Source organism: Sphingomonas sp. Leaf208 (assembly GCF_001421415.1).
Lineage (GTDB): Bacteria > Pseudomonadota > Alphaproteobacteria > Sphingomonadales > Sphingomonadaceae > Sphingomonas.
Map to the genome: position 1 here is coordinate 45,026 of NZ_LMKH01000012.1, position 12,763 is coordinate 57,788.

A 12,763-nucleotide genomic window follows, 5' to 3' on the forward strand; every position below is an offset into this window, starting at 1 on the left:
CTCGAAGTACCCGACGATCCGGCCAGCGGTGACGAAGCACGGGCGGTAGCGTCAGGATAGGCTTCGACCGTCAGGCGGTTCTCATCCTCCCCCGCAAGGGGGAGGTGGCACCGCAGGTGACGGAGGGGGAGGACACGGAACCTGCGTAGTCGCCCCCTCCCCCTCCGTCTGGCAAGCGCCAGCCACCTCCCCCTTGCGGGGGAGGATCAGGAAGGCGGCTCAGCCGAGCGTCGAACCGCGATCCGCGGCGAACGACGGGGCCGGGCCGGTGGCGGGGCGGAGCGACTCGCGCTCGGCCTTGGTGGGGACGGCGGTGGGATCGGGGCGGAAGGCGTCCGGCGCACGATCGGTCGCACCCGGGCGGGGCTTGTCGAGCGCGAGATCGGGCGCGGCATGCTCGGCGGGGTTGGCCTTCGAGCGCAGGAACACCGCCAGCAACGCACCCCCGAGACCGATCGCCGCGGCCCCGATCGACAGCGCGTTGATGCCGAACCTCTTGGTGTTTGGCTTGTTGCTGGGGGTGGGCTTGTGCGGGTGAGGCTTGGTCATGGGAATGTCCTTTGATGCAGCCTCGGAAACGGATGGTCCGTGGCAGGGGTTCCGCTTTGCGCTCGCGACCGGCATGCGTCCGGGAGACAATGCCGGCGGGCGGGCTTCAAGGATATTGCTGGCGAGCGTGGAGGACGGCGAGGATCTCGATCGCCTCGGTGACGCGGTAGACCAGGAGGTAGTTTGGATGGACCACCGCCTCGCGGGTTCCGGCCAGCCTTCCGGAGCGATAGAGGTAAGGATGATCGGGCAGGTTCTCCGCCGCATGAACAATCGCGGCGTTCAACCGCTCTGCGGCCGCAAAATTCCGCGCGCCGATAGAATCGAGAATGTTCAGTAGGTCGCCCGTCGCATCGTCCGTCCAGACGAGCGGAAGCGTCAACGCGGCTTGTGTTTGTCGAGGATAGCCTGCGCCATTGCCATCACTTCAGCGTGTGGAATGCTGGGTGTGTTCGATGTCATTGCACGCTCGACCTTGGCGCGGAACCATGCGTCATACGCGGCGGCTTCTTCGCTGGTAGCGAACTCCGACTCGATGGGCGTTAGTTTGGACATGAACAAATAATAGCAGATGCCAACACAAACGTCACAAAAATCTGCCGACATCTTCGAGCAGCAGGTATGAAGCCAAATCTGAGTACGATCGTTTTGAGTTAATCTATACTGGTTTACTTAAATAATAATATTGAACGTACCAGCCACCGATTAATTTAACTTCACTCTTCGATTATATTTTTAAACATAGAAATTGCAGACTTTGTGTCCGCGATATACGCATCTACATTGAGACCAAGCCTGCGCTTAGCGCCATTAAATTGCTTTGTCATTCTTTGAAGACCAAGCGCCTCATTCTTCATACCATCAATACTGAGAATATTTTCTTCCATTCGCAGAACAACGCCGGACAATGTCTCTTTAAGAGAGGCTATGTCTTCCTCATTATCATTGAAATCTGCTGCAAGATTTATAAGTTTTCGAGCATCATTTGCCATATCAAATATATTGCTTGCATAAGCCGCTGATCTGTTTTCTAGAAAGATAGATAGATTATCCATCATATCAGAAACATGATGTATTATTGGCTTCGTTTCTATAATCTGAACCAGCCCCAGCGACTTTAACTCTTTAAGTTTCTCAGCGCTGACATTGGTCTCCCTGCTAACTTCGTTTAGAACCCCCGACATATTATCTAAAAATTCGCCAGCAAGTTTACTGTTTTGCTCTATCCGTTCCAAAACATCGATTATTCCGTCGTCGTCTTTGTCGGATATCGCTTCGACAACCGGCAGAGTAGCGATAGCTATGACTCTATTTTCGGTTATTTCCGTAGTTTCCACAGGAACAAACACTCTGGACAACTTATCTAAAATCAGATTCACTTCAAATATAAGAGCTTCATCGCTTGAGAACGATTTATAAAATGCCCCATCAGATTCCAGACGAGCCTTAAATCCATTTAGCGCCCCCCATCTGTTCAGGATCTATATTTCTCATCGCGATAGGCGAATCTTTGAACAGAAATGCTAGCTCAACTTTATTTTCAGAAGTTCGTCGCCTCGAAGCTCTTTCGTACTCTTCGACAGTACCTGAATCAGATCTGGCTGTTTTCGTGCCCAACCTACCCCAAAAAACACACAATAACGCGTCATAGGCTTCGCCTATTTCTTCATTAACTACCGACTGCCCATCGTCAGAAAATCCCGCAGCAACACTGGTTTCCCATTTTAGCAGCTCGACATAAACGCCAGAGCGCCGGCCGGATATCTGATTCCATGCATCTATTGCGCGGGTAACAATTTCGCGCTCGCGCTCTACGTCGGAAGGACTAGCAAGAAACAAACCTATTGTTGTCGTTTGCCTGGGCACGATTAGTCCTCCGTATTTAGAACCCGCTTCTCCAGCAATGGTGCAAGATATTTCCCGGTAAAGCTACCCTTGGCCTTGGCGACCTTCTCCGGCGTGCCTTCGGCGACGATCTCGCCGCCCTTGACGCCGCCTTCGGGGCCCAGGTCGAGGACCCAGTCGGCGGTCTTGATGACGTCTAGATTGTGTTCGATCACGACGACCGTGTTGCCTTGCTCGACCAGCGCGTGGAGGACTTCCAACAGCTTCCGCACGTCCTCGAAGTGGAGCCCGGTGGTGGGTTCGTCGAGGATGTAGAGCGTGTTGCCGGTGGCCCTGCGCGAGAGTTCCTTGGCGAGCTTGACGCGTTGCGCTTCGCCGCCCGAGAGCGTCGTCGCCTGCTGGCCGACCTTGACGTAGCCGAGGCCGACCTCGACCAGCATCGCCATCTTGTCGCGGATCGGGGGGACCGCCTTGAAGAACTCGGCGGCGTCCTCGACCGTCATGTCGAGCACGTCGGCGATCGAATGGCCCTTGAACTTCACCTCGAGCGTCTCGCGATTGTAGCGCGCGCCGTGGCAGACGTCGCAGGTGACGTAGACGTCGGGGAGGAAGTGCATCTCGATCTTGAGCACGCCGTCGCCCTGGCACGCCTCGCAGCGGCCGCCCTTGACGTTGAAGCTGAAGCGGCCGGGCTTGTAGCCGCGCGCCTGCGATTCCGGCAGGCCGGCGAACCAGTCGCGGATCTGCGTGAAGCTGCCGGTGTAGGTGGCGGGGTTGCTGCGCGGGGTGCGGCCGATCGGCGACTGGTCGATGTCGATGACCTTGTCGAGATACTGGAGGCCGGTGATCTTGTCGTGCTTGCCCTGGACGATGCGCGCGCCGTTCAGCTCGCGTGCGGCGGCGGCGTAGAGCGTGTCGATCGTGAAGCTCGACTTGCCCGAGCCGGAGACGCCGGTGATGCAGGTGAAGGTGCCGAGCGGCAGGCTGGCGGTGACGCCGCGCAGGTTGTTGGCGACCGCGTTGTGGACGGTGAGCTTCTTGCCGTTGCCCTTGCGCCGCGTGGCCGGCACGGGGACTTCGCGCGTGCCGTTGAGATAGTCGGCGGTGATGCTGCCCTTCGACTTGAGGATCTGCTTCAGCGTGCCCTGCGCGACGACCTGGCCGCCGCGGACGCCGGCGCCGGGGCCCATGTCGATGATGTAGTCGGCGGTGCGGATCGCGTCCTCGTCATGCTCGACGACGAGGACGGTGTTGCCGAGATCGCGCAGACGGCGGAGCGTCTTGAGGAGCATGTCGTTGTCGCGCTGGTGCAGGCCGATCGAGGGCTCGTCGAGGACGTAGAGCACGCCGGACAGGCCGCTGCCGATCTGCGACGCGAGGCGGATGCGCTGGCTTTCGCCGCCGCTAAGCGTGCCGCTGGTGCGGTCGAGGTTGAGGTAGTCGAGGCCGACGTTGTTGAGGAAGCCCAGGCGCTCGACGATCTCCTTGAGGATGCGTTCGGCGATCGCGTTCTGCTGATCGCCGAGATGCTGCGGCATGTCGGTGAAGAATGCGAGCGCGTCGACCACCGAGAGATGCGTGGCGTAGGAGATGTCCTTCATCGCGATCTTGACCGCGAGCGCTTCGGGTTTCAGGCGCGCGCCGCCGCAGACTTCGCAGGGGGCGGCGGACTGGTACTTGCTGAGTTCCTCGCGCATCCAGGCGGAGTCGGTCTGGAGCATGCGGCGGTTGAGGTTGCCGATAACGCCCTCGAACGGCTTGGAGACGTCGTATTTCTTCTTGCCGTCGATGAAGGTGAGCGTGACGGGCTTGCCCTTCGAGCCGTGCAGGATGGTGCTCTGGACCTCCGGCGGGAGGTCGGACCAGGGCGTCTCGATGTCGAACTTGAACTCGCGCGCGAGGCTGCCGAGGACCTGCATGTAATACGGGCTCGGCGGGTTGGATTTCGCCCAGGGGACGACCGCGCCCTTCTTGATGCTGAGCATGTGGTTGGGGACGACGAGGTCTTCGTCGAACAGCAGCTTCTCGCCGAGGCCGTCGCAGGCCGGGCACGCGCCCTGGGGGGCGTTGAACGAGAACAGGCGCGGCTCGATCTCGGAGATGGTGAAGCCGCTGACCGGGCAGGCGAATTTCTCGGAGAAGACGATACGGCCGTCGGGCGCGTTGTTGCCGAGGATCTCGGACTTGGGCGTGTGTGGCTCTACCGGGTCGGCGGGGTCGACATAGGCGAGGCCGTCGGCAAGTTTCAGCGCGGTTTCGAAGCTTTCGGCCAAGCGCGTGGCGATCTCGCCGCCGACGACGAGGCGGTCGACGACGACCTCGATGTCGTGCTTGTACTTCTTGTCGAGCGCGGGGGCTTCGTCGATGTCGTGGATCGTGCCGTCGATGCGGACGCGCGCGAAGCCGGCCTTCTGCCACTCCGCGAGTTCCTTGCGGTACTCACCCTTGCGGCCGCGGACGACGGGGGCGAGCAGGTACAGGCGCGTGCCTTCGGGGAGGGCCATGACGCGGTCGACCATCTGCGACACCGTCTGCGCCGCAATGGGTTCGCCGGTGGCGGGCGAGTACGGGATGCCGACGCGCGCCCAGAGCAGGCGCATATAGTCGTAGATTTCGGTGACGGTGGCGACGGTCGAGCGCGGGTTGCGCGACGTCGTCTTCTGCTCGATCGAGATCGCGGGCGAAAGGCCCTCGATGTGGTCGACGTCGGGCTTCTGCATCAGTTCGAGGAACTGGCGGGCATAGGCGGAGAGGCTCTCGACGTAGCGGCGCTGGCCTTCGGCGTAGATCGTGTCGAACGCGAGGCTCGACTTGCCCGAGCCGGAGAGGCCGGTGATCACCGTGAGCGTGTCGCGGGGGATGTCGATGTCGACGTCCTTGAGGTTGTGCTCGCGCGCGCCGCGTACGGAAATCTTTGTCAGCATGAGGCTGGTTCTACTTCTGTTCTGATCGGGAGACTAGTGGGAGAGATAGGAATGCATGAGGCCGGGCGCCAGTTCATCGGTGATGGTCGATTGCGCGACGGGCGATCGAGGCGCCGACACGGCTTGCAACCGGGCGGCGGATTTCAGAGAACCGGCGAACGGGACGGGGTGCAAGGGGATGATGCAATGACGAATATTTCCGGATGCCGCTGATGCTGGTGCTGGCCGCCGCCGCCGCGGCGCTGGCCGAGCCCACCGCGGCCGCGCCGTTGACGCCGGTGAGCAAGTGGAACGTCGATTATGGCGCGACCGCCTGCATGCTCGGCCGCACCTATGGCACCGGCAAGGCGGAGACGATTCTCGCACTGCGTCGGCTGCCGCTGGCGTCCACGCTCGAGCTGATGGTCTACACGAACGATCGTAGCCTAACGATGCGGCTGGGCCAGACGAAGATCGGCATAGTCGGTGGGGGATCGGATGACAGCCGGTACGAGAGTTATCCGACCCAGGCTTCGGGCAAGCGGATGACGCGCATGCAGGTCGATGCCACGCTGTTCGAAACGCTGCCCGCCGATGCCGTCCTGCGCATCGCCCCGGACAAGATGTCGGGCTGGGCGTTCGCGATGCCGAATGCGAAGGCGGCGTTCGAGGCCCTGGCCAAATGCAATGATTCGACGGCCAAGCAGTGGGGCATCGACTCGACCGAGCGCGCGCGGATCGCCCAGCCTGCCAAGGCGACGACGCGGCCCGAATACTGGATCGGGCCCGACGATTACCCGAGGACGATCGTCGGCAAGGGTGCGCAAGGGACGTCGACGGTCCTGTGGACGATCGGCCTCGACGGGCGGGTTGCCGATTGCCGGCCCGTGGTGACGAGCGGCGAGGTCGAACTCGACAAGGCGGCCTGCAGCGCGATCATGCGGCATGCGCGCTATACGCCCGCGCTTGGCTTCGACGGCAAGGCGATGGTCAGCCATGCAACGCAAAAGGTGACATGGCGATTGCCGGGCGCCTGGTCCGGCAACTGAGCGACCGTCGCGGCTGGACGGCCCGAAGGCGCCGGGGTTGCACTCCAGTATCGGTGTATTATCTTGTTCGTACACACAGACGCGGAATGGCACAGAGGACGACATGGGCAAGAAGAAGGACGAGCGAAAGCGGCGCGAGCGCGAGGCCGAGATGGCAGCGCAGGGTCAGTCGGGTGATCGGCATGAGGGCCATGCGCATGACGCGCACAAGCATGACGCGCACAGGCATGAGGGCCGGAAGCATGAGGGTCGCAAGCATGAAGGCGGCGCGCCATTGGCGGGGATCGCTGCTACCATCGCGCGGCAGATGGGGACGCCGGTCGGACGCCAGATGATCGCGGCGGGGCTGATGGCCGCGGCGACGGCGATCTCGAAGCATGACGCGAAGTCGAGTGCTCGGCCGAGTCCGCCGACGCCGCCGACGCCCCCTGCCCCGCCTTCCCCTGCCTCGTCCTCGGCACAGGCTGAGCCTGCAGCGTCGAAGGTCGAGCCGGACGTGGCGACGGAGTCGACCAAGCCGCAGGGCAATGGTCCGTTTGCCGGGGAGACGCGGGAGCCGCCACGGAGCGAGACGAACGCGCTGCCGCCGGAGTTCGCCAAGGTGCTCGACTCGGTGACGGTGGGGCTCGAGCGGCTGTTCGTCGGGTTCGGCAAGCCGACCGCGAAGAAGGACCCGCCTTCCGCCTGAGTGTGCAGGGCCGCGACGCCGCGCGTGGCGTTGCGGCCCTTTCGGGACGATCCAATACGCGCGGCTCAGGCTGCCTTTATGTAGATGGCCGGTTGGCGGCGGTCGCCCTTTGCGAGGTATATCGCGCGGTCGGCGCCGGCGATGAGGTCGACGATCGGCGTGTCGGGGTCGCCTTCGACGACGCCGATGCTGACCCCTAGCGTGCCATGCGTGGCCATGCGCGGTGCCATGGCCTGCGCGAACCGGGTGGCGATACGGTTGCCGATCATGGTCGCCTGCGCCGTCGGGGTGTCGGGCAGCACGCAGACGAACTCGTCACCGCCCCAACGGATCAGATGGCCTTGTCGGCCGACGGCGTCGTGGGCGATCTCTGCAAAGCTGCGGAGTGCGGCGTCGCCGGCGGCGTGGCCGAGCGTGTCGTTGAGCGTCTTGAAGCGATCGAGATCGAGCATCATCACCGTCAACGTGCGCGGCGCATGGCGACCGGCGAAGGTCTGCGCGATGCGGTCCAGGCCGGCGCGGTTGAACGCACCGGTGAGCCAGTCGCGCTCCATCTGATCGAGCAGCAGGTTCTGGCCGCGCTCGGCCTGGAGGATCAGCAGCGAGAAGGCGCGGAAGATGATGAAGGCGATCTGCCCCGCCGCGAGCCAGGCGCCGAGATCGTCGTGACGGCCGGTCAACTGCGTGCCGATGCGGTCGCCGTACGCCAGCCAGGCGCGGCCGAGGAACATCGGTATGGTGACGGCGAACAGCGCAGCGACGATCCACCCGGTCTGTAGCGAGTCACGGCGCGCGAGACGGATGGCGACGATCACCACGACGAGGTCGAACCCGGCGCGGATGACGCTGAGATAGGCGACGCGGAGGTGGAAATGCGCCGGGTCGTGCGTGAACCAGAGGGGTAGGCCAAGGACCGCGGCGGTCGCCAGCATCGACGTCAGGCGCGCGTCGGGACGGCTGAACTTCACGACCGCGCCGGCGATCAGCGCATAGCCCATCACCACCGCGGGGTTGCCGATGCTGGGCGCCCAGGGGAGACCGATCCGATCGTTGAGCACCGCCATCAGTGCACCGCACCCGGCGATCAAGTGGCCGGCGCCCCATAAACCTGCCCACGATCCGAACCGACCGGTTGCCAGCGGGATGAGGTGGATGAACCCGGCGACCAGCATGCCGAGGCCTGCGACGACGTAAAGAGTTGAGAGATCGAGCGCCACGGAGACCTGCTTGTTCGTTCGTGCGCGGACTAATAGGTTGGCTTTGCTAAGGATTGGTTCCGGTTGGGGGCAGGGGTGGAAGTTTGCGGGTTTTGGTTTGGGTTTGCCTTGAAGCGCCTCGCCACGCGGTGTGCGCGCCACTCTGATCGCGCTCTATTATTGCGTTCCCCCTTCCCCGTCATTCCCGCGAACGCCGGGACCTATGGTCGCGGACCGGGCGATGATGGCGCGATATCGCCGGGTCCGCCGTAACCGTGGGTCCCGGCGTTCGCCGGGATGACGGAAGGGGGGTGGGTTGGGCGGGAATGCGGCGGTGAGTACTCAATGCCCGCGTTGCCCGTGGGCCCGTGCACTCCGGCAGCATGGGGCGGCTAGAGGCTAGGGGCTAGGGGCTAGGGGCTAGGGGCTAGGGGCTAGGGGCTAGGGGCTAGCGGCTAGCGGCTAGGGGTGGCGGCTAGCGGCTAGCGGCTAGCGGCTAGATCATGCCCTTCTGCAGTTAACGCCGCCCCGTTATCGCATTCTCCCAATATCAATCTCACCTGTCATCCCGGCGGACGCCGGGACCCATGGTCGCGGACCGGGTAATGATCGGGGATATCACTGGAGCCGCCGCAACCGTGGGTCCCGGCGTCCGCCGGGATGACGGGAGAGGTGTGGGTTGGTGAGTTTGAGAGGGGTGCGGAGCTTGGGGCTTTGGAATGGGTGACGCCGTCAAAGACCTTGCAGATCGTGAGCTTGCGACGGTTCGCGCTGCCGGTTGATTGCGCCCCTGCCCCCTAACCCCCTCCCCTACCCCTCCTACCCCCCGTCATCCCGGCGGACGCCGGGACCCATGGTCGCGGACTGGATAGTGATGGGGGGATATCATTAGGTCCACCGTAACCGTGGGTCCCGGCGTTCGCCGGGATGACGGATGGGGTGGGTTGGGCTTTGCGGATGGATGGGGTGTGGGGCGAACTGGCGAACTGCGGCAACATCCATCCCCCGATCGAAATCAACCGTCGCCCCCTCCTCCACCTTCTCCGCCTCGCCTGCATCTTCAACTCTCGCGCTGCAACACAGAGGGGGCGCCGGTGGATTGCCACCGACGCCCTCTCAAACTTACTTCAGATGCGAAACCTTGCTTGGCCGGACAGGGGCAAAGCCCCTGTCGTCGGACGCAGCTTTTGGCCGCGCCGGCCGATCCGACCGCTTAGGGCTCGGCCGTAGCTTGCGCTACGGCCTTGCGCGGTCAGATGTGAATGGGCTTGCCCTGAACCGCCATCGCCGCTTCCTTGATCGCCTCGGCATGCGTCGGATGCGCATGACACGTGTAGGCGATGTCCTCGCTCGTCGCGCCGAATTCCATCGCGATGGCGGCTTCGGCGATCAGCGTGCCCGCCAGCGACGACACGATCCAGACGCCGAGGACGCGATCGGTCTTGGCGTCGGCGATGATCTTCACGAAGCCGTCGGTGTCGCGGTTGGTCTTGGCGCGGCTGTTCGCGGCGAACGGGAACTTGCCGACCTTGATGCCACCAGATTCGGCGGTCTTGTCGCGCGCCGCCTCTTCGGTGAGGCCGACACCGGCGATCTCGGGCATCGTGTAGACGACGCTCGGGATGACGTCCTCGTTGACGATGCCGGTCTGGCCGGCGATGTTTTCCGCGACCGCGACGCCCTCGTCCTCGGCCTTGTGCGCGAGCATCAGGCCGGGGATGCAGTCGCCGATCGCCCAGACGCCCTCGACCTTGGTGCGGAACGAGTGGTCCGTTTCGATCTGGCCGCGCTTGTTGAGTTCGAGGCCGATCGCCTCGAGGTTGAGGCCGTCGACGTTGGCCTTGCGCCCGATCGAGACAAGCACTGCGTCGGCAGTCAGCGTCTCGGATGCGCCACCCGCGGCTGGCTCGACGGTGACGGTCGCGACGCCGTCGGCGACCGTCACGCCGGTGACCTTGGTCGAAAGCTTCAGCTCCATGCCCTGCTTCTTGAAGAGCTTGGCGGTCTCGCGGCGGACTTCGCCGTCGAAGCCGGGGAGGATTTGGTCGACGAACTCCACGACCGTGACCTTCGCGCCGAGACGACGCCAGACCGACCCGAGTTCGAGACCGATCACGCCGCCGCCGATGACGACCATGTGCTCGGGGACCTTCGGAAGGGCGAGCGCGCCGGTGCTATCAACGACCGTCGTCTGGTCGACCTCGACACCGGGGAGCGGCATCACGCTCGAGCCAGTGGCGATGACGATGTTCTTCGCGGTGACCTTCTGCCCGTTTACGTCGACGGTGTGCGCGTCCTGGAACGCGGCCTTGCCCTTGAGCCAGGTCACCTTGTTCTTCTTGAACAGGAACTCGACGCCGCCGGTCAGTTCCTTGACGGCCTTGGCCTTCTCGGCGTGCATCTGGTCGAGGTTGAGCGTGACGCCCTGGAAGTCGATGCCGAACTTGGTGAGGTGGCCGCCCTTGGCCTCCTCGTAGATCTCGGACGCGTGGAGCAGCGCCTTCGACGGGATGCAGCCGACGTTGAGGCAAGTGCCGCCGAGCGTCTCGCGCGATTCGGCACAGGCGGTGCGCAGGCCGAGCTGCGCGGCACGGATCGCCGCGACGTAACCGCCGGGGCCCGCACCGATCACGAGGACGTCATAGTCGTAGTCAGACATGGTATGCTCCAGCGGGGAACGGCTTTGAGCGTTCGCCGTCCTTGGTTATCGTTGTGATGTGCCCTTCGAAGCCGCCGCGTTCAACCAACGCGAGGAGACGATCGGCGGTGAGTTCGACCAGCAGATGAGCCAGCCTGACGTAGAGAATGGCGTTCGGTGACGGCATCCCGCCATTGAAGATCAGGTCGCCAAAATCGCTGTCGCCCGTGATCAACACGTGTCGTCCGATGTCCGGTCTCAGAAGAATGTGCCGGTCGCTCACTCCGGGAGTCGAGTGACTGATCCATTCTACGTCCAGACCAGCAGCCCGAAGGCGCATGACGACGCCCTTATGCATATTCTCGTCGGCGAGAAACCGCACCGATCAGGCTGCTTCCCGACGAGCCGCGGAAGATTCCTTTACAAGCAAGTCGTGTGTAAAAGCGACCGCGGCTCGAATATCGGCTTCCGTGATGTGGTCGTAGGCTTCGAGGATCTGCTCGAAGGATGCCCCTTCCGCGAAATATTCGAGGATCAGCTCGACCGATATCCGCGTACCCTTCACCACGGGCTTGCCGCCCAGGATTTCCGGGTCCGAATGGATATGGTCGCGCCAGTTCATCGCTACCTCACAGGTCGATCAGGATACGGGTCGGATCCTCGATAGCATTTTTCAGTGCCACCAGGAACGTCACGGCTTCGCGGCCGTCGATCAGGCGGTGGTCGTAGCTGAGCGCCAAGTACATCATCGGGCGGATGACGATCTGGCCGTTGACGACGACCGGACGCTCCTCGATGCGGTGGAGGCCGAGCACCGCCGACTGCGGCGGGTTGATGATCGGGGTCGACATCAGCGAGCCGAACACGCCGCCGTTCGAGATCGTGAAGGTGCCGCCCTTCATCTCGTCCATCTTGAGCGCGCCTTCCTTGGCGCGCTTGCCGAAGTCGCCGATCGTCTTCTCGATCGTCGCGACCGACATCTGGTCGGCATCGCGGATCACGGGGACGACGAGGCCGCCCGGCGACGAGACCGCGACCGAGATATCGGCGTAATCGTGATAGACGATGTCGTCGCCGTCGATCGACGCGTTGACCGACGGGATGTCGCGCAGCGCCATCGTCGCGGCCTTCACGAAGAAGCCCATGAAGCCCAACCGGACGCCGTGCTTCTTCTCGAACAGGTCCTTGTACTTGGCGCGCGCCTCGATCACCGCGGTCATGTCGACGTCGTTGAACGTCGTCAGCATCGCGGCGGTGTTCTGCGCTTCCTTGAGGCGCTTGGCGATCGTCTGGCGGAGGCGCGTCATGCGCACGCGCTCTTCGCCGCGACCCGATGCGGCAGCAGGAGCTGCTGCCGGTGCGGGTGCTGCGGCGGGCGCAGGCGCTGGCTTGCTCGATGCGGCGGCAGTCACGTCTTCCTTGGTGATGCGACCGTCGCGGCCGGTGCCCTTGACGGTGCCGGGGTCGACGCCGTGCTCGAGCACCGCGCGGCGGACCGACGGGGAGAGCGCGGCGGGGGAGTCGCTGGTGCCGGCGCCGGGCTGGTCGCCGTACCCTGCGCCGGACTCGTCCTTGGCGGGTGCGGAAAGGGCTGCGGCGGGTGCAGGCGCAGGAGCCGACGCAGCGGCGCCGTCACCGGAGTCGATCGTGGCGAGCATCGCGCCGACCTGCACGGTGTCGCCGACGGCGACCGCGTGCTGGCCCATGACGCCGGCGACCGGTGACGGGACCTCGACCGAGACCTTGTCGGTCTCGAGGCTGGCGATCGGCTCGTCGACCGCGACGGGATCGCCGGGCTGCTTCAGCCACTCGCCGAGGGTGGCTTCGGTGATCGATTCACCCAGGACGGGGACGGTGACTTCGGTTGCCATGTTTGCTTCTACCTTTTGTGCTCC

At 63.7% G+C, this 12,763-nt stretch carries 13 protein-coding genes; 2 read left to right on the forward strand and 11 right to left on the reverse strand.

All coding sequences use genetic code 11. The annotated features are described in order from the left end of the window. Positions 1 to 219 precede the first annotated feature (219 nt). The 6 genes from ASE69_RS06430 to uvrA all read right to left on the reverse strand — a co-directional run bounded on the left by ASE69_RS06430 (position 220) and on the right by uvrA (position 5,318). On the reverse strand, positions 220 to 549 hold the full coding sequence (locus tag ASE69_RS06430; protein ID WP_056484527.1) for a hypothetical protein: 330 nt from the start codon (positions 547 to 549) through the stop codon (positions 220 to 222). A 106-nt stretch (positions 550 to 655) separates the two neighbouring features. Then, positions 656 to 931 (reverse strand): type II toxin-antitoxin system RelE/ParE family toxin, encoded by a 276-nt coding sequence (locus ASE69_RS06435; protein WP_056484530.1) that lies wholly within the window; start codon positions 929 to 931, stop codon positions 656 to 658. Beyond that, on the reverse strand, positions 928 to 1,104 hold the full coding sequence (locus ASE69_RS06440) for a hypothetical protein (protein WP_056485218.1): 177 nt from the start codon (positions 1,102 to 1,104) through the stop codon (positions 928 to 930). Before ASE69_RS06440 ends, ASE69_RS06435 begins: the two co-directional genes overlap by 4 nt. Before the next feature lie 161 nt (positions 1,105 to 1,265). Next, entirely contained in the window at positions 1,266 to 1,928 is a 663-nt protein-coding gene (locus ASE69_RS06445; protein WP_056484533.1) for a hypothetical protein, read from the reverse strand. 67 nt (positions 1,929 to 1,995) lie between these two features. Further along, entirely contained in the window at positions 1,996 to 2,415 is a 420-nt protein-coding gene (locus ASE69_RS21930) for a hypothetical protein (protein ID WP_156362211.1), read from the reverse strand. Positions 2,416 to 2,417: 2 nt separating this feature from the next. Then, entirely contained in the window at positions 2,418 to 5,318 is a 2,901-nt protein-coding gene (gene uvrA, locus ASE69_RS06450; RefSeq protein WP_056484535.1) for an excinuclease ABC subunit UvrA, read from the reverse strand. 203 nt (positions 5,319 to 5,521) lie between these two features. On the opposite strand from uvrA, the gene ASE69_RS06455 reads away from it, so the two are divergent. Both ASE69_RS06455 and ASE69_RS06460 read left to right on the forward strand, forming a co-directional pair. Further along, positions 5,522 to 6,346 (forward strand): energy transducer TonB, encoded by an 825-nt coding sequence (locus ASE69_RS06455; RefSeq protein WP_056484537.1) that lies wholly within the window; start codon positions 5,522 to 5,524, stop codon positions 6,344 to 6,346. Between the two features lie 103 nt (positions 6,347 to 6,449). Then, positions 6,450 to 7,034, forward strand: a complete 585-nt coding sequence (locus tag ASE69_RS06460; protein ID WP_056484539.1) for a hypothetical protein — start codon at positions 6,450 to 6,452, stop codon at positions 7,032 to 7,034. 65 nt (positions 7,035 to 7,099) lie between these two features. Here ASE69_RS06460 and ASE69_RS06465 read toward each other — a convergent pair whose 3' ends face one another. The 5 genes from ASE69_RS06465 to odhB form a co-directional block, all read right to left on the reverse strand. Continuing rightward, positions 7,100 to 8,251, reverse strand: coding sequence for a GGDEF domain-containing protein (locus tag ASE69_RS06465; protein ID WP_056484542.1), 1,152 nt, complete (start codon positions 8,249 to 8,251; stop codon positions 7,100 to 7,102). 1,231 nt (positions 8,252 to 9,482) lie between these two features. Beyond that, complete coding sequence (gene lpdA, locus ASE69_RS06470) at positions 9,483 to 10,889, reverse strand: dihydrolipoyl dehydrogenase (protein ID WP_056484545.1); 1,407 nt, start codon at positions 10,887 to 10,889, stop codon at positions 9,483 to 9,485. Continuing rightward, on the reverse strand, positions 10,882 to 11,250 hold the full coding sequence (locus ASE69_RS21935) for a DUF5615 family PIN-like protein (RefSeq protein WP_156362212.1): 369 nt from the start codon (positions 11,248 to 11,250) through the stop codon (positions 10,882 to 10,884). The genes lpdA and ASE69_RS21935 overlap by 8 nt, the downstream gene beginning before the upstream one ends. A gap of 3 nt (positions 11,251 to 11,253) precedes the next feature. Continuing rightward, on the reverse strand, positions 11,254 to 11,490 hold the full coding sequence (locus ASE69_RS06480) for a DUF433 domain-containing protein (RefSeq protein ID WP_056484551.1): 237 nt from the start codon (positions 11,488 to 11,490) through the stop codon (positions 11,254 to 11,256). Positions 11,491 to 11,497: 7 nt separating this feature from the next. Continuing rightward, positions 11,498 to 12,739 carry a 2-oxoglutarate dehydrogenase complex dihydrolipoyllysine-residue succinyltransferase gene (odhB, locus tag ASE69_RS06485; RefSeq protein WP_056484553.1) on the reverse strand — a complete coding sequence of 414 codons (1,242 nt, stop codon included), beginning with the start codon at positions 12,737 to 12,739 and terminating at the stop codon, positions 11,498 to 11,500. Between the last annotated feature and the right edge of the window lie 24 nt (positions 12,740 to 12,763).

Bases quoted from the DNA above. Each gene is read 5' to 3' on its own strand.
- ASE69_RS06430 (WP_056484527.1), bottom strand. From the start codon at position 549: ATGACCAAGCCTCACCCGCACAAGCCCACCCCCAGCAACAAGCCAAAC.
- ASE69_RS06455 (WP_056484537.1), top strand. From the start codon at position 5,522: ATGCCGCTGATGCTGGTGCTGGCCGCCGCCGCCGCGGCGCTGGCCGAG.
- ASE69_RS06480 (WP_056484551.1), bottom strand. From the start codon at position 11,490: ATGAACTGGCGCGACCATATCCATTCGGACCCGGAAATCCTGGGCGGC.
- uvrA (WP_056484535.1), bottom strand. From the start codon at position 5,318: ATGCTGACAAAGATTTCCGTACGCGGCGCGCGCGAGCACAACCTCAAG.
- ASE69_RS06460 (WP_056484539.1), top strand. From the start codon at position 6,450: ATGGGCAAGAAGAAGGACGAGCGAAAGCGGCGCGAGCGCGAGGCCGAG.
- ASE69_RS06440 (WP_056485218.1), bottom strand. From the start codon at position 1,104: ATGTCCAAACTAACGCCCATCGAGTCGGAGTTCGCTACCAGCGAAGAA.
- odhB (WP_056484553.1), bottom strand. From the start codon at position 12,739: ATGGCAACCGAAGTCACCGTCCCCGTCCTGGGTGAATCGATCACCGAA.
- lpdA (WP_056484545.1), bottom strand. From the start codon at position 10,889: ATGTCTGACTACGACTATGACGTCCTCGTGATCGGTGCGGGCCCCGGC.